Origin of the sequence: Caulobacter flavus, assembly GCF_003722335.1 — a bacterium.
Classification (GTDB): Bacteria; Pseudomonadota; Alphaproteobacteria; order Caulobacterales; family Caulobacteraceae; genus Caulobacter; species Caulobacter flavus.
The window spans coordinates 5,131,585-5,151,058 of the sequence record NZ_CP026100.1 but is presented as its reverse complement, the minus strand read 5'-3'; the positions used below and the strand labels follow the sequence as shown (position 1 = coordinate 5,151,058).

Below are 19,474 nucleotides of genomic sequence, written 5' to 3'. Positions count from 1 at the left end.
CTCATTCCGGGCGCAGGTAGATCGATCGCTTCGGCGTGCTCATCACGCGCCGGAGCATCGGTTCGAACGCCTCCAGCGGCAGGGTCTCGTAGACCGGATCGAAGGCCGGCTGGTCGTATTGGTGACAGAACTTCGCCGTGCGTTCGAAGTGCGGGTGGCCCCGGAAGGTCTCCCGCATGTCGCGGTCCAGCCCCAGGTGGTGGAAGAAGTAGTAGCCCTGGAAGATCGCGTGGTTGGCCACCATCCAGTGGTTGGCCTCCGACACGAAGGGCTGGACGATGGCGGCGGCGATGTCGGCGTGGTTGCGCGGGCCCAGGATGTCGCCGATGTCGTGGAGCAGGGCGCAGACGACGTATTCCTCGTCCTCGCCGGCCAGATGGGCGCGGGTGGCGGTCTGCAGGCTGTGCTCCAGCCGGTCGACCGCGAACCCGCCGCAGTCGCCCGCCAGCAGTTGCAGGTGCCTGATCAGCCGGTCGGGCAGCTCGCGCCCGTAGTCGCCGGCGGCCTTGGCGATGATCGCCCAGTCCTCTGCCGTGCCCTCGGTCATGGCGTGGAAGCGCGCGCGGGGATGATCCTCGCCATCGGCCATCGCGTTCTCCTCCCGAACGTCTGTTTGACGTCGAATCTGCGCCCCGCGAGGGCGGGCGTCAATGTCGATGGGATGGAGGGGATTGGAGCGGGCGGGGGGAATCGAACCCCCGACATTCAGCTTGGGAAGCTGACGTTCTACCTCTGAACTACGCCCGCATTTTTGTGTGTTTTCAATGCGGTAAACAATCCAAAACGACAACGCTTCAGGTCAGTTTACAGCGCGGTTTACACAGCACCTTGCGACAGGTCGCTCCCTTTAGCCCGTCTGTCTGGATCGCTCAAGCTGCTGCATGAGGCGCTCAGCGACATTCCAGGAGTCGACGTAGTGCTTCCGGATGTTGGCGACCCTTGTCACTTCCCAACCAACGATGTCCGCGATGGTATCGTTGTCGAAGCCCGCAACGACAAACTTGGTGATCGCGGTTCCCCGCAAATCGTTCAGTCTACGACCAACGACGCCGGCGGCTTTAGCGGCCCGAGCAAAGGCCTGCGTGAGAGAGTCCGGTTTCCAAGGTGTCTTCCGATCGGTCACGAACATGAACGCTGATGGCACCCGCCCCTCAGCGATAGCTTGTTCACGTTGCTTTTTGAGCTCTTCCACAACCGCCCAGGCCTCTCCTAGCAGGGGCACGCGAACAATCTTCCTGCCGGAGCTCTTGTTGGTGGGAAATAGAAGATGGTTCTCCCGCAAAAAGCTCCATTCGATCTCACAGAGATCTTCACGGCGCACGCCGGTTGCGGCAGCAAATCGGATAGCGAGCTGCGCTTCAGGCGTTGCTCGCTCTAGGATCGCTTCCAGCGCGTCGGGTTCGACGATCAAGGCCGCGCGGTTGGACTTGTAGATCCCCTCCACCCTTTCAATCGGGTTCTTCTCGATCTCTTCATTTTCAACGGCCCACGACAGCAAGCGTTTCAACACGGTCATGTGGGCGTCAGCTTGGCGCGGCGTATCCTTGAAGCCGTCGCGCCATGCGATCATCGCTTTCTTGACCCCCTTCGCACTGACAGCCTTGGTGGTGAGATTGCCGAACTTTGCGTCGATCAGGTCCAGGCTACGTCGCCAGTTGACCTTCGTCTTGTCCGCTAGACGCAGAAAGCCGGTGGGAGACGCCTTGTAGCGAACAATCACGCCTCGAAGCGTCGCTGCATTGGCCTCCGGCCTTTCAGGCTTGCGCGCGTAGGCCGCGATGACTTCCTGAGCACCAGCCGTCTCCAGCGCGATCGCCTCCGCATAGCTTGCGCCGACGAACTTGCCGATCTGCTCCCCGCCCCGCGTTCGATACCAATAAATCCTCACCGTACCGTTGGATGACCGGTTCATCACCCGATGAGCGTGCGGCAGGCCAAGAGTGCACCGTTTCATTGGGCGGCAAGCCAAGCGTCAAATTCGGCCTGGGCCACGTCATGACCGCTCTCCAGCGCCGGGCGCGACAGGAGACCACTTTTTTCATTGAGCCATTGGTCGATGGCTCGTCGGTCCCAGCGCTTGCTAGATCCAGAACCAGTGACGCTGAGTTCGATCGGCTTGACTGGAATGGACTTGAGCACGTCCCTTGTTTCAAAGCCTAGGTATTGCGCAGCCTCCTTGGCGTTCAGGAGACGGGGAAGTACGCGGCCCGCGTCGTTCGCGGGTCGAGGCGCGACCGAGAGGTCGCGTGAGGTGGCCAGGGATGTCATGAGACAGTACCGACTGCCCGCTCCTGAACCGGTGAGCGGAGACCGGATGCAGCGCGCCCGCGGGCGGCACTGGGGGTATCGGTTTGAGGTCCGACAACCTCTTCAGAGCGCTGAAGTCGCCCCCGCGAGAACGGGAGGGCGGCTGAATAGTCCAAGGCCTCACTGGATGCAAGCGGATGGATGTAGGCATTTTTCTGCGTCGTGCCGCTTGAAACGCAGCGTGGGGTAGCGTCCATTTTCTCGTCCAGGAGACTCGCAAACCCCGCCCGCTACCCTGGTAGCGGAGCAGGTCGTTTCGAGCCCCTGTGACCGCTTCCCGAGTCGGGAAATCGATGCGGTTGCGCAGAGACTCGGGCGCGGTCAGCGACGGGCGGGGTCGTCGGGTTGAACTGGCGGACAGCTGGTCTCGCCTTTCCTGGCTTCAGCCTCCCGCCGCCATCGCCGCTGGTGCTTCCGGATGATGACGATGGTCGCGATGACCAAGTAGGCCAGAATGAACAGTTCGAAATAGCGGACGACGAAGTCGTGCAGGGTCATGCCGTCACCTGCTCGATGACCACCGCCTGCAGGGGCTCAGCCAACTCGGGCACTTTGGCCGACAGCCAGGCCATCGCCGCGATCACCGGGTCGGCGTTCAGAGCTTCGATGATCCGGGGAAGCAGGCCAGCGTCGGGCAGACCCTCACCGGCGACCCATTGATCGACGATGAGGGGACTCTTGTAGTTCAGGTCCCGGGCCAGATCGGCCGGCGTGGTGTTGGCCGTGATGATCTGACTGACGAGGAAGTTCGAAAACGACCGATTGGTCATGATGATCTCCGTTGATGTGAAGATCACCGTAGCGGTTCGATCAATGCTCGTCGGGTGGGAAGCATCTGAAGAGTATGGCGTTTTACCGCCGCCGCCGCCAAAGACTAACTTGGTGTCGGAAGGAACAGGATTACCCCCGTCACAGTCGGCAGACCGAAGAACTTAATTGGTGAAGGCGTTCGGGGAGGCGACAGGGTCGGGAAATCCACATCTCGACGCCCAGACATGGTCCATTTTGCTCTTACCTACCTGCTCCTCGGTCACGAGCAGAGAAGTCGGTTTGATAGCCTCGCCGTTGTCGGGAAACCGATTGTGGCTCTCAGCTATGAGCCGATTGGCCTTGAGCTCATGACGGGCGAGGTCCTTAGAAGTCTCCCCCTTCGCCACCTGCTCGAGAATGGCCGCGTCATCGGGCGAGAAGGTTCGAACAAACCGCTGCATACCGGTGTAGCCGCCCATGCTGTTTTTCGAGTTCACCAGCCCGCAGATGGTCGGACCATCAACTCCAGTGGACCAAGCGACGTCTTGAAAAAGGGCGCTGGCAGGATCTTTCAGGGCTCCAAGTAGGGCGACGTGGGCGTCCTCGGCCAAAGCCTTCGGATAGGCGTCAGGATCGCGGCCGCTACAGCCCGCCAACAGGCTGGCCATGCAAGCTCCGACGAAAGGCGTCGCCACCAGCGCACGAACCCAACTCACTCCGCGCATACATCCCCCCAAATGCAGAACAATTGCACCCATGATGGGTGCTGACGCCGCGCATAGCAGAAGCGCCGCTCTGGGAACAGGCGGCGACCATGCAGAGACCTTGGGTCTCCTCGACGGCATACGGAGTGGCGATCGGCTTCTTGGTCGAGAAGCGGAAAGAGGCCGGTTTGACTCAGCGTGAGCTGGCGGACCGCCTTGGAAAGCCGCGTTCCTTTGTCTCCAAGATCGAAGGCCGGGAACGCCGGATCGATGTGGTGGAGTTCATCGCCATCGCCAAGGCGCTGGGCAATCCTGCCGGCGACCTGATGGCGGCTTTGGCGGCGGCGATGCCGGACAGGTTGGACTTCTAGCTGCTGCTGGCGAGTGGCTCGGCTTCGATGCCGTCGCCGAGGTGCGTCAGGAGCTCCTTGGCCGCCTCCCAACGTTTCACTCGTCGGTGACGCCTCTTGTCGGTGACAGGCCCGTGGACACCTTCCTCAACGAGCTGGCGCAGCCCTTCTTCACCCCCCCGCTGAGCGGCTTGCGACATGACCGCCCGAAGCTCTTCGAGGTAGGCACGGAGGCTGCCGACATCATCGTCTCTGCTCCGCGCCATCATCCGGAAAGCATCGCGTCCAATCTTGGCGGAGATCTTCAAGATCGCCTGACCCGCGATGTGTCGAGCTCGTCCGCGCTCGGTGTCGTCGTCACGATACTTCCGGATTTCCCGCTGAAGGGCGCTGCCGGCGACCAGCCGAAGCCGCCAAGCTCCAGGCACAACATGGTGCCGCCAAGCGCGGGCGGTCATATAGTTGATCGCTTGCTGCAGCTCCGCCTTGCCGGTGGAGCAGCGCGAAGCTTCTGCTGGTGATGGCTTCTGCGCCGAGATCCAAACTTCAGGCTCGTTAATGAACGACGCCGAAATCGGAGGAACTCGTTCCGCAGTTCCGAGCAACGCGTCGAACACAGCCGAACAGCTGGTCTCCACCGCGGGTCCTTCGGGAGGAGGCCGATCACCCACCGCCAAGCGCTCAAGCCCCGCGCTTGAATCTGCGTAGATCGCGCACCCGATGGCCTGACGCAGGACCGCTCTGACCCTGGGCACAAAGGGCCTTTGGGCCGCCTCAGCCCAGCGCGCGCGGATCGCATCTCGCTTTTCGAATATCCCGAGAAGTGCGGGCGTGTATGTCTGCAACTGCCCTTCCATCGCAGCAAGGACTCTACGGCCTGCATCTTGTTCGCGGGCAGGAAGCTCAGCGAGCATCATTTGGATGGCGTCCCGGCCAAGAAGGCTCGGAGAGCCGTCAGAGGCCGTGCCGACCGACCAAGGAGACGCGAATACAGCAGCGCTCGCGCGCCGCAGCTGATCCCGAGTGGGAACCCGGGTGGGTTTTGGAGTGGACATCAGGTTCTATTTTGACCGGAACCATCCCTGATGACCCGGTAGGATAGACGACGCACTGCAAACGAAGCTGGTAGCGCCGCGATGCGGCGCTCAGCACCGCAGGAGAGTGACCATCGAGGTCGAGGGACTTTGTCGCAAGTCCACACCCCGGACACAAGTGACAATCTGAGTTCAACAACGTGATTTGTGCAGTCCCGAGAGCGCGTAGCGCTCCGGGCGAAGCAAATCACGTTGTGCGCGCGAAGCGCGCTTCTCCAACCAATAGAAATATATCAAATAAGAGATATTGTTATATCTACTATTAACAACGCATGCGCGGTTACCACAACTTTCCGGATCGTCAAGACGCCTGATGTAGGCATTCTTTTTGGTCCACCGGCGAAACGGTCTGGGCTCGGAGCACGGTTCGTCTGACCTGCCCCGCCGACCAAAGACCACCGCGCGGCGCGAAAATCTTCCGAGCGTTGAGCTCGTCAGCCAAAGCCTGCAACGATCGCTCACCGCCACCACGAATGTCTTCCACGACCGCCATGACGTCGCCGGCGGCGCTTGTTGCGCGTTCGGACCTCACCCGAGTTGAACGCATACGACCGACAGTGGCGTGGTCCTCGATCCGGTGATCGCCACGGCGACCGCCCAGGACGACACCGCGAGCCTTGGCGGCGGCGAGGGCCTGGCGGGTCCTGGTCGAGATCATTTCGCGCTCGAACTGGGCGACGCTGGCCATGATGCCGACGGTGAGGGCGTTGGCGTGGGGCAGATCGCAGGCGACGAACTGGACGCCCTCGTCCATCAGCTTCGAGATGAAGGTGACGCTCCGGGACAATCGGTCGAGCTTGGCGATGACCAGGATGGCCCCGTGCAGCCGGCAGGCCCGAAGGGCGGCCTCCAGAGCAGGCCTGTCCGCCTTCTTGCCGCTCTCCACCTCCTCAAACTCGGCGACCACCGCCCGGCCGGCAACATAGGCGCGGACGGCGTCGCGCTGGGCGTCGAGGCCCAGGCCGCTCTCGCCCTGCCGCTTGGTGGAGACCCTGTAGTAGGCGACGAACCGTTGCATCTGATGCTCCTGGACGATGGAGCATCACCATCTACTGGGCGGGATTCTCGGGGCCAAGGGTGTGCGCGAAGGCAAAATGGGTAGCTAGAAGGGGGCTGTGATTGCCTTCCACCCGCGCGGACGTTGATTTCAGCCTCGTACTAACCTTTGCCTTGAATGTCCGGAAATCCGACATTACATTGTTATTATGTCCGATGACGCGCCCGCCCCCACTATGGAAAAGCCTGATCTGAAGGCTTTCCCCATGCAAGAGATCGTTAGCTGCTTGCTGAACGAGCTGACCCAGCTTGCTCAAGACGAGGCCGGGATGCAGGGCATAACCCTTCCTTCCGAGCCAACTGCCCTTCGAGCAGTCAAAATGCGCTTGGACTCGTTGACTGTGGTGGAGATTACCTGCGCGCTCGAACCGATCTTGGGCTTCGAACCTAAGAACATCGTTCGCACCGGCGGTTATGACTCGATCGACGAGGCTCTGGCCCACATGGTGCCCCGGATCGAGACGGCCTGGCACAAGAAGCATCCGGGAGGCCATTGATGCCCGGTGATGAAGAGGGCGACCGCAAGCGTCTAGGCGAGCGACTAAAGGAGGCGCGCGAATATCTGGGCCTCAAGCAGGATGAAGTTGCTGCACATTTGCGATTGACGCGTACAGCGTTGACCGGGATCGAAAGCGGCCAACGACGCGTCGAAGCGACCGAGCTTGTTCGGTTGGCCCGCTTGTATCGCCAAACCGTCGGCTATCTCACCGGAGAAGAGCAGGCAAGCGAACTGCCGCCGGATGTCGTTCATCTGGCGCGCTTGGCTGCCGACATGTCTGAAGACGATCGGACAGAACTGACGCGCTTCGCTCAGTACCTTCGATCAAAATCGGCATCGGGGGCGTAGTGGCTGCCACAAACTATAGCGACGCGGTGCGCAACGGCGTGCAGGCTGCCGGGCGACTTCAGCGCGACCTCAAGCTGCGAGACCAGATACAGGCCGAGCCCAGCGCGGTCGATATCTTTGCCATCATCGCTCAACTTGACCTTCCGCTGCTTGTGCGGCCGCTCAAAGGCCTACTGGGTGCCTATGTTGATGTGCCGTCCCCGGGAATTTTGGTTACGACCGAACGTCCTCTGAGCATCCAGCGCTTTACGGCGGCCCACGAACTGGGGCATCGGCTGATGGGGCATCGTCCGAGCCTCGATGACGAAGAGCAAATCCTACGGCGTGGCTCCCTCGAAGAGTTGCGGATTCGCGATCGGCGCGATGGCTATCAGGAAGCTGAAGCCGACGCCTTCGCTTCGGCGATGCTGATGCCGAAGTGGCTCATTCAACTTCACTGCGGTCGGCAAGCGTGGCGTATCGACGATCTCGTTCGGCCTGAGATCGTCTATCAGCTCTCATTGCGACTCGGAGCGAGCTACGAGGCTACGGTACGCACGCTAGAACGCTATGGCATGATCTCCGGGGCAAACCGCATCGCCCTTCTCGCCGTCCCGCGGAGGAAGCTTAAAGTAACGCTGCTCGGCGACTTCAGGCCCGAAACCTACAAAGGCAATGTTTGGGTCTTGACCGAACGGGACGACGGCGGCCGTCTGGATGGCGGATCCAACGACCATATTGTTGTGGAGTTGCAGGAGAAGGGCTCAGCCGGCTTCCTCTGGGATGTGCGGCCGCTGTCCGACGCAGGCTTCACCGCCATTTCGGATATCAGGAGCGGTGTTGAAGGCGACGCCGTGGGTGGCCCCTACCTTCGTCGAATTTTGATCGCCGCGACCGAAACCTCGACTGAAAACGTCACCTTGCGCCAAATTCGCCCTTGGCAACCTGAGGCGGCAATCGACGCATTTTCTGTTCGGCTGGACTTCAGCGGCCCGGAAGCCGGTGGACTATCGCGGGCCGAGCGGCGGCTTCGGCTGGGCGCTGCATGACCGGAAGCATCTCGGTCCAGATTGACCTGCGAAATCGGCTCGGGCCGGCACGCGACCAAGGTCGCCGGCCTACTTGTTTGGCGTTTGCTGCGAGCGATGCGCACGCTGGGCTGCGCGCCCCTTGGCCGCCCCTTTCATGCGAAGCAGCTTTTTTCCATGCGCAGCGCCGGGCCAAACGGCCATCTCAAGTAGGGGCAACCCTTCCTTCGATCATCGAGGCGTTGGCGGAAGACGGTCAACCTCTGGAGACCGTCTGGCCGTACCTGGCAACCTTGCCGGAACCATGGGCCGCGCCGGATTTCAATGACCCAGTCTATCACTGCATCGGAGCTCCCGCTGCGCCGAGCTGGGACCACCTCGTCGCATCACTTGAAAGCGGACGCCTCGTCCTGATGCTGATGATGTTATCGCAGGGATTCTTCACTCCAGATGCGTTCGGTGTAGTCCAGCTGCACAGTGGACCACCCGACCCCGCGATCAGGCACGCCGTCCTGGCAGTCGGACATGGCGAAGTTGGCGGAGAACCCGCTGTGCTGGTGCGTAATAGCTGGGGCAACGGCTGGGGAGTGGATGGTCACGCCTGGCTGCCCCGTTCCTACGTGGCGGCGAGCTTGTTTGGCACCGCCCTATTCAAGGAAAAGTCCGATGTATCTGGCGATCCCGTCGCAGCCTGATTGCGCCACAGCCTGGCGCGAAGGCCTGCGCGCCGTCCTCAAGGAGGGCGGTGAGGCGCACAATGTCATCTTGGACATCGCTGATCCGTTGGCGAAATCCACGCTGGCTGATCCCGTCGTTTCAGTCGTGGACACATTCCTACGGGAGAAGGACAAGAAGCCCATCGAAACGGTGGCGAACACGATCTTTCCGAACGCGCTCTATCGCCGGCACGGTGCGCCAGCCTTTTATGATCGCTTCATGACCCGCGTCTTACCCGCAGCCGGCAAAAACGAGCGATGGTCGGGTTACTACTTTGAACGCATGATCAACGTGGGGACAGCAACCGGCGAAACGGTCAACCAACTGGCCGACATCATTGATCGGCTGTCTGACCCGGCGGTAACTGCTCGGAATAAGTACGAGTTCACGATCTTCGACCCGAACCGGGATGCGACGCGCGTTTCCTACGGTGGGCAATGCCTGAGTCACGGCAGTTTCAAACCCCGCAAGACACCCAACGGCGAGCGGCTGGACCTGACTGTGATGTACCGCAACCACTACTATGTGGAGAAGCTGCTGGGCAATTTCATCGGCTTAGGTCGTCTGATGGCCTTCGTGGCTGAAGAAGCTGGCCTGCAGGTTGGATCGCTGACGATCGTCTCGACCCACGCCGTTGCCGATCAGCCGCGCGGCGAAGTTCAGAAGTTGCTGGCGGCCTGTGATCAGGCCGCCTAGGCCCTTCCGGCCGATGCCGCGAAAAGCGGAGGCTCGTCGGTTAGGGCGTAGAGATCCTGCATCCCAGCGATAAACTCGGACTGTCCACCGTAGCTGGGATGTCGCACGGAGAACGATGTGACCCCGAGATCGGCCAACGCCATGCTGGCGTCGCGACCAATGGCGACAATCCGTTCAGGTCGGATCATTCCGATCAATGCCTCCAGAAGCGGCCAAGTGGCCTCCCGTTCGGCGCGCGTATGGCAACGGTTCGACATCGGATCGCCTGCCTCGTGCGGATGGAAGGGAAAGACATTCCAAAGCACTACGGGCTGACGGACCTGTTCCAGTACTCGCCAAACCACGGCAGCGGTCCGTTCGGCCACAACCGGCCCATGAGTGGCGCGCGTCAGGGCAACATCGCGGAACAACGCCCCTGCGGAAGCCAGATGTACCTCGTCCGTTAGGGGGACACCGGTGCGTCGGCCGCCCCGATATCCAAGATCGCGGGCAACCCACATGGTGGTCACGCCCCCCTCCAGCGCCTGTTCGAGCACCAGCCTGAGGTTTTCGCGACGACGCTCGGCGGCGTCGTCCAGATCATGGACGGCGCAATGGTCTCGCCAAGGGTTAAAAACGTCCGGGAGGGCTGCTCGCTCAAGCGCGGCGACGAAGTCGGTCGGGGTCATCACGGCAGGGGCTCTATACGTAATTGCCGGTTGTTGAAATCCACAATGACTCGCCCCCGCCGGTGCGTCTTGAGGAAACGAAAGGCGGCATAACCTTGGAGCAACGCCTCCTCCCACAGCCACAGAGGGCACACCTGTGGCTCGTAGCCGGACGCAAACTGGCGAACTTGCTTCAAGATACCAATCGGCATTTGCCCGGGATTCATTCCCTCGAAGAGCTGCAGCGGTGCGGCTTGGCCGAAGACCCAGGTCGAGATGCCCTCTTCGATGAGAATTGCGCGTGCGCCATCTTCCGTTTCGTCCGTCTTCGGCAAGCTTTTGCGTTTGAGCCGCAGTAGGGACCGGATCACCGGCGACCAGCTGAGTATCGCCACAAATGCGAAATGGAAGACGTCATGAAAACGATAATCATCCGGTTCGTGTGAGTTGTCGGTTAGACGATCTCCGATGAAAAGTTCGTTGCAGCGCTGGAAGACGAAAGGGTATCCACCAACCTTCTTTTCAAAAATGTCGATCGTCATCTGCCTGGGTAATTGCTCATCCTCGTCGCAGCCTTCATCGAAGGCGGCAGGATAGCGACGCTCATCCGGCCAGCGATCTTGGGTCTTGTATAGATTCTTGATCGCGGCACTTTCCAGCGTCATCCCCGCTTCGCGCGAGGCACGTAACAGGAGCTTGAAAATCCTCGACAACGGCAGGGCGAGCGTCGCCCCGCCGTGCTGGATCTCGCCCTCACGGTGAGCCCGTACAAGTCCGCCTACTTCATCAGCGAGGGCCAGGAGAGTTGTCTCAAAATCTGGCTGAGCTTGACCTGTGCGGGGAATGTTGTGGGGCTGGAGGGTCTCGAAGGTGAGATCTGGGATTTCGACTCCAGCCCATTCAGCATCGTTCCGCACCACATGAGCGGCAACCGCATTCAAGCTGATTCCGCCTCGGTTCGCGATTGACGCCAAGTACCAGAGCACGTCCCCCAGTTCATCGGCGACAGCGTCAGCGTAGGCGCGCGAGGCGGCTTTATCGCGCTGCTTCTTCTTGAGTTCGCTGAGGAGGCTGCCGGTTTCACCGAACAGCCCCAGAAGCGGAAATGCCAGAGACTGGCCGTCCACCCCTCGGTCCGTTCGAGCCGCACCCGCTGCATACGCGGATAGGCTCAACGCCTCATATTGATCATCCACGGTCGTTTCCCCTCAACGCCGGGTTGGAAGCCTGACCGATTCCCTTCTCTATATCCATGTTCGCTGAGCAGTGATCCAAGATCACGCGGGTGGCCTCGTCCGGTCGCCGGTAGCGCTTGGCACTAGGCGCTACGGACGTTGCGCGAAACGTCACAGAATTCCAGCCCGCATGTACCGCACGCGGAGACCGAACATCGCGACTGAGGCTCAGAGCTTAACCACCTCGCCGTCCTCCTTGGTGAAGCTCTCCGGCTTCCGGTCCAGTAGGTCGAGCACCACCTCGGAGGGGCGACAGAGCTTCACGCCCTTCGGCGTCACGACGAGGGGGCGGTTCACGAGGATCGGGTGCTCGACCATGGCGTCGAGTATGCGCGCCTCGTCCACGCCGTCTGCCAGCAGCCCCAGCGCCTCGGCGGGTGTGCCCTTCTCGCGCATGAGGGCTCGGAATGTGAGACCAGCCTCACCCGCCAACTCTCGAAGTTGGTCATGGGTCCAGCCAGCTTGAAGATACTCTACCACCTTGGGCGCGTAGCCAGCGGCCTGAACCATGGCGACCGTGTTGCGTGACGTGCCGCAGGCCGGGTTGTGGAAGATGACGATCGGAAAGTCAGCGTCGCTCATGGGGTCGTGTCCGTCTTGAGGAGCCAGCCGAAGACGCCCGCCGCGAGGAGCGCGCCGAACAGCTGGGCAAGGATGAAGGCCGGGGCGCTGGAGGGCGCGATCCCGGCGAAGGTGTCCGACAGGCTCCGCGCCACCGTCACCGCCGGGTTCGCGAACGAGGTCGAGGCGGTGAACCAGTAGGCGGCGGTGATGTAGAGGCCGACCGCCATTGGCGTGCTGTCCGGTCGGAACCGCGAGGTCCCCAGGATGGTCGCCAGCAGGCCGAAGGTGGCGACGGCCTCGGAGAAGGCCTGCGCGCCGCCGTCCCTCAGCTTGGTCGAGACCTGGAAGATCGCCTCGCCGAACATCGCGTGAGCGCACCACGCGCCCAGGATCGCCCCGCCGATCTGCGCCAGGAGGTAGCCTGGCGTCAGCGACCACGGCAGGTCCCGCCGCAGGGCCGCCACCAGGGTCACCGCTGGGTTGAAATGCGCCCCGGAGATCGGCCCGAAGACCCAGATCAGCACCACCAGGGCCGCGCCCGTGGCCAGGGTGTTGCCGAGCAAGGCGATGGCGACGTTCCCGCCAGCCAGGCGCTCGCCCATGATCCCCGAGCCGATCACCACCGCCAGCAGCAGGGTCGAGCCTAGGCCTTCCGCGACAAGGCGGCGCGAGACGCTGAACCGCTCCATCCGATCAGGCCGCCGTGTTGTCCGAGGTCTTGGTCTGGCCGATCTCGTCGAGACGGCGTTGCAGCGATAGACGGTCCAGGGACTTCATCGGCAGGGCGCAGAACAGGGTGATGCGCCTATCCAGCTGGCGATAGGCCTCGGCGAAGGCTAGGGCGATCTCGGCCTCGGAGCCCTCCGCGTCGCCAGGGTTGGGAATGCCCCAGTGGGCGCTCATCGGCTGGCCCGGCCAGATCGGGCAGACCTCGCCGGCGGCGTGGTCGCAGACGGTGAACACGAAATCGAGTTCGGGGGCGTCGGGATTGTTCAGCGCGGCGAACTCGTCCCAGTTCTTTGAGCGCAGATCGTCGGTCTTGTAGTTCAGGTGCTTGAGCAGGTTGAGGGCGTGCGGGTTGACCTCGCCGCTCGCCATCGAGCCCGCCGAATAGGCCTTGAATCGGCCCCCGCCGACCCGGTTCATGATGCACTCGGCCATGATCGACCGAGCCGAGTTGTGGGTGCAGAGGAACAGCACGTTCATTTGGGGATGGTCGGCGCTCATGCGGACTCCTTTTCCGTCAGGCAGGTTCCGTCGCAAGCCTCGGCCTTGGCGACGATGGCGCTCAGCGGCGCGCATATCTGGGGCGAGCCGTTGCAGCAGTCCTCCATCAGGAAGCCCAGCAGGCCGCTCATCGCGCCGTAGTCCGCCGAGTAGATGATCGACCGCCCTTCGCGGCGAGATGTGATCAGGTCGGCGTGCGAGAGGACGTTGAGGTTGGCCGACAGGCTGTTGGGTAGGACGTTCAGCGTCCGGGCGATGTCGCCAGCCGCAATCCCTACGGGACCGGCCTTTACCAGCAGGCGGAAGATGGCCAGACGCCCCTCATGGCCGAGGGCGGACAGCATATTGACAGCGGCTTTCGATTCCATATTTCCAATATGCTCGAATTATTCGACAGTTCAATGACGCTTTTGGAGTTGCCCGTGACCGACCTCCCCGCTCTCGACCCTAAGTTCCTCGCTCAGGTCGATCAGGCCCGGCTCGAAGTCGCCGCGCCCTCCAAGCATCCGCCCCGCATCCTGCTGCTCTATGGGTCGCTACGGGAGCGCTCCTTCAGCCGCCTTCTGGTCGAGGAGGCCGCCCGCATCCTCCAGGCGTTGGGCTGTGAAACCCGCATCTTCGATCCTCGCGACCTGCCGCTGCCCGACGCCACGACCCCGGACCATCCGAAAGTCCAGGAGCTACGCGCCCTGTCGCTGTGGTCGGAGGGGCAGGTCTGGTGCAGCCCGGAGCGCCACGGGGCTATCAGCGGGATCATGAAGGCTCAGATCGACTGGATACCGCTGGAGATCGGCAGCGTCCGCCCTACCCAGGGGAGAACCTTGGCGGTCATGCAGGTGAGCGGCGGGTCGCAGTCGTTCAACGCGGTGAACACCCTGCGCCTGCTGGGCCGATGGATGCGGATGATCACCATTCCCAACCAGTCGTCGGTCGCCATGGCCTACAAGGAGTTCGACGACAACGACCGCATGAAGCCGTCCAGCTATTACGAGCGGGTCGTGGACGTGATGGAGGAGCTGGTGAAGTTCACGCTGTTGACCCGCGACCGCGCCGACTACCTCGTTGACCGCTATAGCGAGCGCAAGGCCAGCGGGCGCATCCCTGAGCATGTTGCTCTGGCCGCCGAGGCGATGAAGCACGAAACGACGACCGGGTAAGGACTACAAGTTTTGCTGCTGCGCGAAGACAGGAGGCGTGGACACGGTTGATCCCCCTTCGAGATCCACCTCCTCGTCCTTACCCCAGCTTGAAAACCCAGTGGGTGAACTGTTTTGGCCACTCGCACAACGCACACCAACCCGCTCGATGGGGCGGGCGAAGTCAAACAACATCAGCAAGCTGTCAGTTTGGTGTCGTCTTCATGTCGCGTTCCCCGCCAAGTCGCAGCAGCGCTGAAAACCTCCATAGAGAGACCTCGGATCCTCACGAGGTATAAGGGAAGCGAATGCCTATCAAGCCTGACATACCGGACCAGGGTCCGTCTGCGTCGACACGTTCTAGGACTTCGTCTTTTTCAGAAGTTGATGCGTTTACGCAGCGCTCGCAAACGATTGAAATCGTTAGAGCGAAATTGATCGCGATTTACAGCTAAGCGATTGTTTCGACACGCATATCGGGCGCTTGGGAAGCTGACGTTCTACCTCTGAACTACGCCCGCACGGGTCGCAAACGACCGTGGAGGTCGTGCTTAGCCGGTCTTGCCCCGTCGCTCAAGCGTTGAAGGGAAGGCTTGCACAGCCAACGAAAAAGGCCCGCCGTCGCCGGCGGGCCTTCGTCTTTCGCGGCGTGGTTTCGGGCGGCGGGATCAGGCCGCGGCCGGCGCCTTGGTGAGCTTCACCGACACGGCCAGGGCCACGGCGCCCAGCACAAGCGAGGCGTCCATGATCCAGGCGACCGGATCGACCACGTGGCCGGTGTTGAGGGCGATGTGGACCAGGGCCGCCAGCACCAGGCTCACCGCCGAAGCCAGGCGCAAGCGGATCGAGATCACCCGCGGCGTCCAGAGGACGGCGCTGGCGCTGGCCAGCAGGGTCGCGGCCCCCCAGACGGCGACGGGCGGGACGCCCTGGGCCAGCAGGGCGACGATGGCGCTGACGCCGTAGGCCAGGGGCTGGCTCCAGCAGAAGGCGACCCACACCCGCTCCCAGCGCGGGGCCGGGCGGCCCTTGTCGCGCCTGCGGGCCAGCCAGATGGCCACGCCGCTGGCGGTCACGGCCGTCAGGCCCAGGCCGAGCAGGAAGTACGCCACCTTCACCGGCCAGCCGCCGAACCAGCCGAAGTGCAGCGGGGTGAGGCTGGCGTAGATGGCCATGCCGACATTGCCGCTCTCGAAGCCGGCTTCGCCCAGGACCTTGGCGTTGCCGTCGACGATGAACATCTCGCCGCGCGACAGCCTGCCGGGCGTGACGCGGTTGATGCTCATGTGCTGGCCGGTCTCGCCGGGGTGCTCGACGAAGATGTAGTTGAAGCCCGCCTGCGGATGCCTGGCCTGCAGTACGGAGAGGCCCTTGGCCACGTCCACCACCGGCGCGGGACGCGGGTCGTCGGCCACGGCCGGGCCGCTGAACAGGGCGAAGACCTTGTCGCGGTTCCCGTCGAACACCACCATGGCCAGCACCCCGACGATCAGGACCGAAAGGCCCAGGAACGCGCCAGTCAGCGACACCACCACGTGGAAGGGCAGACCCCACACCGAGATGCGGTTGTGCAGGTCGGCCTCCTGCAGGCGCTTGGAGCCGCCCCACCGAAAGGCGAAGGCGTCCTTGAACACACGCGGATGCGACAGCACGCCAGAGACCAGCGACGACAGCAGAGCAACGCCTGTCAGTCCCACCAGGAAGAAGCCCCAGCTGCCCGGCAGGTGCAGCACGGTGTGCATCTTGGCCTGGAACTCGCTCCACGGCGTGCGCTGCTCGGCGACGATCCTGCCCGAGGCGTCGGCGAACCAGGTGTGCTCGCCGCCCTTGGCGTCGTCGCCGTGCACCGACAGGCGGGGCAGGGCGGGCTCGGGCATGCGGATGAACAGGTCGTGGGCCTTGGGGTTTTTGGCCAGAACCTCGTCGAAGGCCGCGCCGACCGCGGCGGGCGTCACGCCGTGCAGCACCGGGGCGGTGGGCTGCTCCCAGCGATTGAACTCGTTGGTGAACACCGCCACCGCGCCCGAGAAGCAGACGAGATAGATGAGGGCGGCGAAAGCCAGGCCCAGCGCCGAATGGCCGGCCAGCATGGCGCGGACGAAGCCGGCGGGGACCTTCGGCCAGATCGGCTTGCCGGCGGGTTTCTGTTTGGGTTGCGGGGCGTGCATCAGAGAGAGCCCTTCAGGAACACGGCGCCGAAGCCGGCGACGGTGACGCCGACCAGTACGGCCAGGGCGCGCAGGATCTTGTCGTCCGACAGGGTCCAGGCCATGCCGCCGGCCCACAGGAACGGCACCAGCATGCCGCCGACGATCAGGCGGGTCTTGACCTCGGCGGGGAAGCAGACGGCGACCGCCAGGCCCACGGCCATGGCGGCTGCCCCGCCCAGCGGGCCGGCGAGAAAGCCGCGCAGCCAGCCGCGCCAGGCTACGCGCCGGCGGTCCGAGGGCTCCAGCGCCAGTTCGCCCAGAACCTGGGGCCTTGCCTTGCGCCTGGCCTCACGCAGCTCGACCCCGGCGGCCACGACCGCCAGGGCCACGGTCGAGGCCAGGGCCAGCACGATCGACGGGCCCCGAGCCGCGCCCAGCAACGGTACGGACGCGGCGACGGCGACCGCCAGCAGCACCCAGCCGCCGACGATCAGCCAGGGCCGGCGCGCGTCGGCATGGGTCCAGGCGCGCCGCAGCAGCAGCGCGCCGCCGAGCGCCAGCGGGGCGAGGGCGAGGCCTCCCAACCCGATCACCAGCGCGCCTCCAGGCTGACGCCCAGCACGCGCGGCTCGCCCAGCAGGGCCACCGGCACGTCCTCGCGGCTGTACTGGCTGTACTTCTCGTTCAGCAGGTTCTTGCCGAACACGTAGGCGCCCCAGCGGTCGCTCTCGTAGCCGAAGCGGCCGTTGACCAGGGTGCGTTCGCCTGCGATGCGGCCGTCCTGCTCGCCGCCGGCCTCGGTGTAGGACCGGTCGCGGTAGTTGGCGTTCAGGTTGGCCACCAGGCCGTTGCCGAACCGGTAGTCGCCGCCGATCGAGAACGTCCAGTGCGGGGCGTAGGGGAATTCCGAGCCCGACAGGTTGCGGGTGTCGGCGCCGGTGTCGACGTTGAACTCGTCGAACTCGGTCCTGGTGTGGCCCAGCGAGGCGTACCAGCTGGCCTTGGCCGACAGGCGCTGGGCCAGCTCGACCTCGAAGCCGTAGAGGTGCGAGCTGCCGGCGTTCTCGACCTGGTAGTCGTAGGCGTTCAGGCCCAGGTTCAGCGACACCTGCTGGTCGGTCCAGTCGACATAGTAGGCGTTGGCGTTGGCCGTCAGGCCCCACTGCGGCCAGTAGGTGCGCAGCGAAAGTTCGTAGTTCCAGGTGTATTCCGGATCGTAGGCGACGACGGTGGAACGGGCGGTGTTGATCGCCGTGCCGCCAGAACGGTAGCCGCGCTGCACCACGAAGCTGGTCGAGATGTCGTCGGTCCAGGCGTACTTGGCGCCGATCTTGGGCAGGAAGGCCTCGAACTCGCGCGTCGTCTTGGGCGAGGGCGCGCCGGCCTGGGCGACCATCGAGCCGACGAACTGGTTCACCAGCACCACGAAGGGCGCGTAGGCGGTCGGGAAGTTGGCTGGGTTGGGATAGGTCCCGGCGAAGAGGGCGGTCTGCACCGAGCTCTGGGTGTTCTTCTCGCGATCGTAGCGGAAGCCGCCCAGCACGCTGAGCCTGGGCGTCAGGGCGAAGGTCCCGTCGGCGAAGATCGCGGTGGTCTCCACCAGTTCCGGCGCGTCGGAGCTGTAGTCGACGGGGATGACCGGCAGCTGGGCGATGTAGGCCGTGGCGAACTGGTTGGCGGTCGCCTGTGCCAGGGCCAGGGGATAACCGCCGCTGACCAGCTGCCCGGTCAGCACGCTGACCAGGGTGGCGCGCGGGAACTCTACGTTGGTCAGGCTGGCCGACTTGCGCTCGGCGTCGCGGGTGGCGTGATAGAGGCCGACCAGGCCCTTCAGGCGCTCGCCCTCGTAGTTCAGGCGCACTTCCTGGCTGGACGTCTCGATCATCTCATCCTGGCCGCCGTAGGACAGGGTCTGCGGGCCCAGGTCGCCGTCATAGCGCTGCACCAGGTCGACCTGGCTCCACGAGGCCACGCCCGACAGGATGAACCGCTGGCTAAGCTTCTGCTCGACCTCGAGCGTGGCGATGTCGGTGGTGATGTCGCTGGTATTGGGCGAGTTGGTCGTGGTGACGCGGTGGTCGTAGTAGTCCGGCGTGTCGGTGCGGCTGTAGGTGTAGAGATAGCCCGACTTGCGCTCGTTGCGGCTGTAGGTGGCGATGGCCTTGAAGCCCTCGGCCGAGGCCGGGGTCAGCAGCAGCTTGCCGCGGATCATGCGGCTGTCGAGCGTGTCGTCGTCGGCCTTGCGCGTGGTGTTGTAGATGAAGCCGTCGGCGGTGTGGTCCTCGAAGGCCACGCGGAAGGCCAGCTGGTCGGCGACGATCGGGCCGCCGCCGGCGAAGGCGATCGAGCGGTCGTCGCCGCTGGCCGTGCTGGCGCGCACCTTGAAGTTCCAGTCCGAGGTCGGGTCGGTGGTGCGCACGATCACCGCGCCGGCCAGGGCGTTGCGGCCCTGCAGCGTCGATTGCGGGCCGCGGAAGATCTCGACCTGGCCTACGTCCCACATGTCCAGCGGGCCGCCGTACATGGCGCGTTCCGGGATGGCCGCGCCGTCGACATAGACCGTGGCCAGGCCGCCGGTGCCGCCGCCCGAGACGTTGTTGTTGGCCACGCCCCGGATCGTGAAGCCGCTCTTGCCGTAGGTCTCGCTCATGTTCGCGGTCTTGGCGATCACGTCGTAGAAGTCGCGGATCTGCTCGCGCTCGATGGTGCGGGCGGTGGTCACGGCCACGCTGGTGACGGTGTCCTGCACGCTGCGGCTGGCCTTCTCGCCGGTGACGACCACCTGGTCGACCTGCGTCGGGGCGTCCGGCGCCGTGGCGGCCGGGGCCTCGGCCCAGGCCGACCCCGCCAGCACCGCCCAAACGCCGACAGCGCTCGCCATCATCAACCGCGACTTCATGCAGACCCCCGATATTTAAGAATGGGTCGCAGCTAACGGCGGTTTAATTGCGAGTCAAATGCAAACTCATTCGCAGAAATGATGGAGG

The 19,474-nt window shown here is 63.7% G+C and carries 24 protein-coding genes and 1 tRNA gene; 7 read left to right on the top strand and 18 right to left on the bottom strand.

Features of this window, described 5'->3' with window-relative positions:
• Nucleotide 1 precedes the first annotated feature (1 nt).
• The 7 genes from C1707_RS23490 to C1707_RS26325 form a co-directional block, all read right to left on the bottom strand.
• A complete protein-coding gene (locus C1707_RS23490) occupies nt 2–589 on the bottom strand; it encodes an HD domain-containing protein (RefSeq protein ID WP_101711382.1) in 588 nt (195 codons plus the stop codon).
• 83 nt (nt 590–672) lie between these two features.
• Nucleotides 673–747 (bottom strand) — tRNA-Gly (locus C1707_RS23485).
• A 100-nt stretch (nt 748–847) separates the two neighbouring features.
• Nucleotides 848–1,912: a tyrosine-type recombinase/integrase gene (locus C1707_RS23480; protein ID WP_164467444.1), complete on the bottom strand. Its 1,065-nt coding sequence runs from the start codon at nt 1,910–1,912 to the stop codon at nt 848–850.
• Nucleotides 1,913–1,950: 38 nt separating this feature from the next.
• A complete protein-coding gene (locus tag C1707_RS26335) occupies nt 1,951–2,268 on the bottom strand; it encodes a hypothetical protein (RefSeq protein WP_145998292.1) in 318 nt (105 codons plus the stop codon).
• Nucleotides 2,269–2,628: 360 nt separating this feature from the next.
• Nucleotides 2,629–2,805 carry a hypothetical protein gene (locus C1707_RS26330; protein ID WP_164467443.1) on the bottom strand — a complete coding sequence of 59 codons (177 nt, stop codon included), beginning with the start codon at nt 2,803–2,805 and terminating at the stop codon, nt 2,629–2,631.
• Nucleotides 2,802–3,077 (bottom strand): hypothetical protein, encoded by a 276-nt coding sequence (locus C1707_RS23475; protein ID WP_101711380.1) that lies wholly within the window; start codon nt 3,075–3,077, stop codon nt 2,802–2,804. The genes C1707_RS26330 and C1707_RS23475 overlap by 4 nt, the downstream gene beginning before the upstream one ends.
• Nucleotides 3,078–3,239: 162 nt before the next feature.
• The gene (locus tag C1707_RS26325) at nt 3,240–3,725 is read right to left on the bottom strand and encodes a hypothetical protein (protein ID WP_145998291.1); all 486 of its coding nucleotides are present in this window, start codon (nt 3,723–3,725) and stop codon (nt 3,240–3,242) included.
• A 182-nt stretch (nt 3,726–3,907) separates the two neighbouring features.
• Between C1707_RS26325 and C1707_RS23465 the strand changes: the two genes are divergently transcribed.
• Complete coding sequence (locus tag C1707_RS23465) at nt 3,908–4,132, top strand: helix-turn-helix domain-containing protein (protein ID WP_240633804.1); 225 nt, start codon at nt 3,908–3,910, stop codon at nt 4,130–4,132.
• Here C1707_RS23465 and C1707_RS26320 read toward each other — a convergent pair.
• Both C1707_RS26320 and C1707_RS23455 read right to left on the bottom strand, forming a co-directional pair.
• Nucleotides 4,129–4,728: a hypothetical protein gene (locus tag C1707_RS26320; protein ID WP_164467442.1), complete on the bottom strand. Its 600-nt coding sequence runs from the start codon at nt 4,726–4,728 to the stop codon at nt 4,129–4,131. The genes C1707_RS23465 and C1707_RS26320 overlap by 4 nt on opposite strands.
• Nucleotides 4,729–5,506: 778 nt before the next feature.
• Nucleotides 5,507–6,223 carry a recombinase family protein gene (locus C1707_RS23455; RefSeq protein ID WP_101711376.1) on the bottom strand — a complete coding sequence of 239 codons (717 nt, stop codon included), beginning with the start codon at nt 6,221–6,223 and terminating at the stop codon, nt 5,507–5,509.
• A 244-nt stretch (nt 6,224–6,467) separates the two neighbouring features.
• Between C1707_RS23455 and C1707_RS23450 the strand changes: the two genes are divergently transcribed.
• Genes C1707_RS23450 through C1707_RS23430 form a run of 5 tightly spaced genes read left to right on the top strand, consistent with a single transcriptional unit; the run spans nt 6,468 to nt 9,528 of the window.
• Nucleotides 6,468–6,758, top strand: coding sequence for a hypothetical protein (locus C1707_RS23450; RefSeq protein WP_145998289.1), 291 nt, complete (start codon nt 6,468–6,470; stop codon nt 6,756–6,758).
• Complete coding sequence (locus tag C1707_RS23445; RefSeq protein WP_101711374.1) at nt 6,758–7,108, top strand: helix-turn-helix domain-containing protein; 351 nt, start codon at nt 6,758–6,760, stop codon at nt 7,106–7,108. The genes C1707_RS23450 and C1707_RS23445 overlap by 1 nt, the downstream gene beginning before the upstream one ends.
• Nucleotides 7,108–8,136, top strand: a complete 1,029-nt coding sequence (locus C1707_RS23440; RefSeq protein WP_101711373.1) for an ImmA/IrrE family metallo-endopeptidase — start codon at nt 7,108–7,110, stop codon at nt 8,134–8,136. The genes C1707_RS23445 and C1707_RS23440 overlap by 1 nt, the downstream gene beginning before the upstream one ends.
• Nucleotides 8,133–8,810: a C1 family peptidase gene (locus C1707_RS23435; protein ID WP_101711372.1), complete on the top strand. Its 678-nt coding sequence runs from the start codon at nt 8,133–8,135 to the stop codon at nt 8,808–8,810. Before C1707_RS23440 ends, C1707_RS23435 begins: the two co-directional genes overlap by 4 nt.
• A complete protein-coding gene (locus C1707_RS23430; protein ID WP_101711371.1) occupies nt 8,782–9,528 on the top strand; it encodes a thymidylate synthase family protein in 747 nt (248 codons plus the stop codon). The genes C1707_RS23435 and C1707_RS23430 overlap by 29 nt, the downstream gene beginning before the upstream one ends.
• Here C1707_RS23430 and C1707_RS23425 read toward each other — a convergent pair.
• From C1707_RS23425 to C1707_RS23400, 6 genes are all read right to left on the bottom strand, one after another.
• Nucleotides 9,525–10,196, bottom strand: a complete 672-nt coding sequence (locus tag C1707_RS23425; protein ID WP_101711370.1) for a uracil-DNA glycosylase — start codon at nt 10,194–10,196, stop codon at nt 9,525–9,527. The genes C1707_RS23430 and C1707_RS23425 overlap by 4 nt on opposite strands.
• The gene (locus C1707_RS23420) at nt 10,196–11,371 is read right to left on the bottom strand and encodes a nucleoside triphosphate pyrophosphohydrolase family protein (protein ID WP_101711369.1); all 1,176 of its coding nucleotides are present in this window, start codon (nt 11,369–11,371) and stop codon (nt 10,196–10,198) included. Before C1707_RS23420 ends, C1707_RS23425 begins: the two co-directional genes overlap by 1 nt.
• A gap of 207 nt (nt 11,372–11,578) precedes the next feature.
• Nucleotides 11,579–11,992, bottom strand: coding sequence for an arsenate reductase (glutaredoxin) (arsC, locus tag C1707_RS23415; RefSeq protein WP_101711368.1), 414 nt, complete (start codon nt 11,990–11,992; stop codon nt 11,579–11,581).
• Nucleotides 11,989–12,663 (bottom strand): MIP/aquaporin family protein, encoded by a 675-nt coding sequence (locus tag C1707_RS23410; RefSeq protein WP_101711367.1) that lies wholly within the window; start codon nt 12,661–12,663, stop codon nt 11,989–11,991. Before C1707_RS23410 ends, arsC begins: the two co-directional genes overlap by 4 nt.
• A gap of 4 nt (nt 12,664–12,667) precedes the next feature.
• Nucleotides 12,668–13,201, bottom strand: coding sequence for an arsenate reductase ArsC (locus C1707_RS23405; RefSeq protein WP_101711366.1), 534 nt, complete (start codon nt 13,199–13,201; stop codon nt 12,668–12,670).
• Nucleotides 13,198–13,569: an ArsR/SmtB family transcription factor gene (locus C1707_RS23400; protein ID WP_101711365.1), complete on the bottom strand. Its 372-nt coding sequence runs from the start codon at nt 13,567–13,569 to the stop codon at nt 13,198–13,200. Before C1707_RS23400 ends, C1707_RS23405 begins: the two co-directional genes overlap by 4 nt.
• Before the next feature lie 54 nt (nt 13,570–13,623).
• Between C1707_RS23400 and arsH the strand changes: the two genes are divergently transcribed.
• The gene (arsH, locus tag C1707_RS23395; RefSeq protein ID WP_101711409.1) at nt 13,624–14,358 is read left to right on the top strand and encodes an arsenical resistance protein ArsH; all 735 of its coding nucleotides are present in this window, start codon (nt 13,624–13,626) and stop codon (nt 14,356–14,358) included.
• Between the two features lie 647 nt (nt 14,359–15,005).
• On the opposite strand, the gene C1707_RS23390 is transcribed toward arsH, so the two are convergent.
• From C1707_RS23390 to C1707_RS23380, 3 genes are read right to left on the bottom strand one after another with little or no spacing between them, the layout of a single operon-like run.
• The gene (locus C1707_RS23390) at nt 15,006–16,505 is read right to left on the bottom strand and encodes a PepSY-associated TM helix domain-containing protein (RefSeq protein ID WP_101711364.1); all 1,500 of its coding nucleotides are present in this window, start codon (nt 16,503–16,505) and stop codon (nt 15,006–15,008) included.
• Complete coding sequence (locus C1707_RS23385; RefSeq protein WP_101711363.1) at nt 16,505–17,080, bottom strand: hypothetical protein; 576 nt, start codon at nt 17,078–17,080, stop codon at nt 16,505–16,507. The genes C1707_RS23390 and C1707_RS23385 overlap by 1 nt, the downstream gene beginning before the upstream one ends.
• Nucleotides 17,077–19,386 (bottom strand): TonB-dependent receptor, encoded by a 2,310-nt coding sequence (locus C1707_RS23380; protein ID WP_101711362.1) that lies wholly within the window; start codon nt 19,384–19,386, stop codon nt 17,077–17,079. Before C1707_RS23380 ends, C1707_RS23385 begins: the two co-directional genes overlap by 4 nt.
• Between the last annotated feature and the right edge of the window lie 88 nt (nt 19,387–19,474).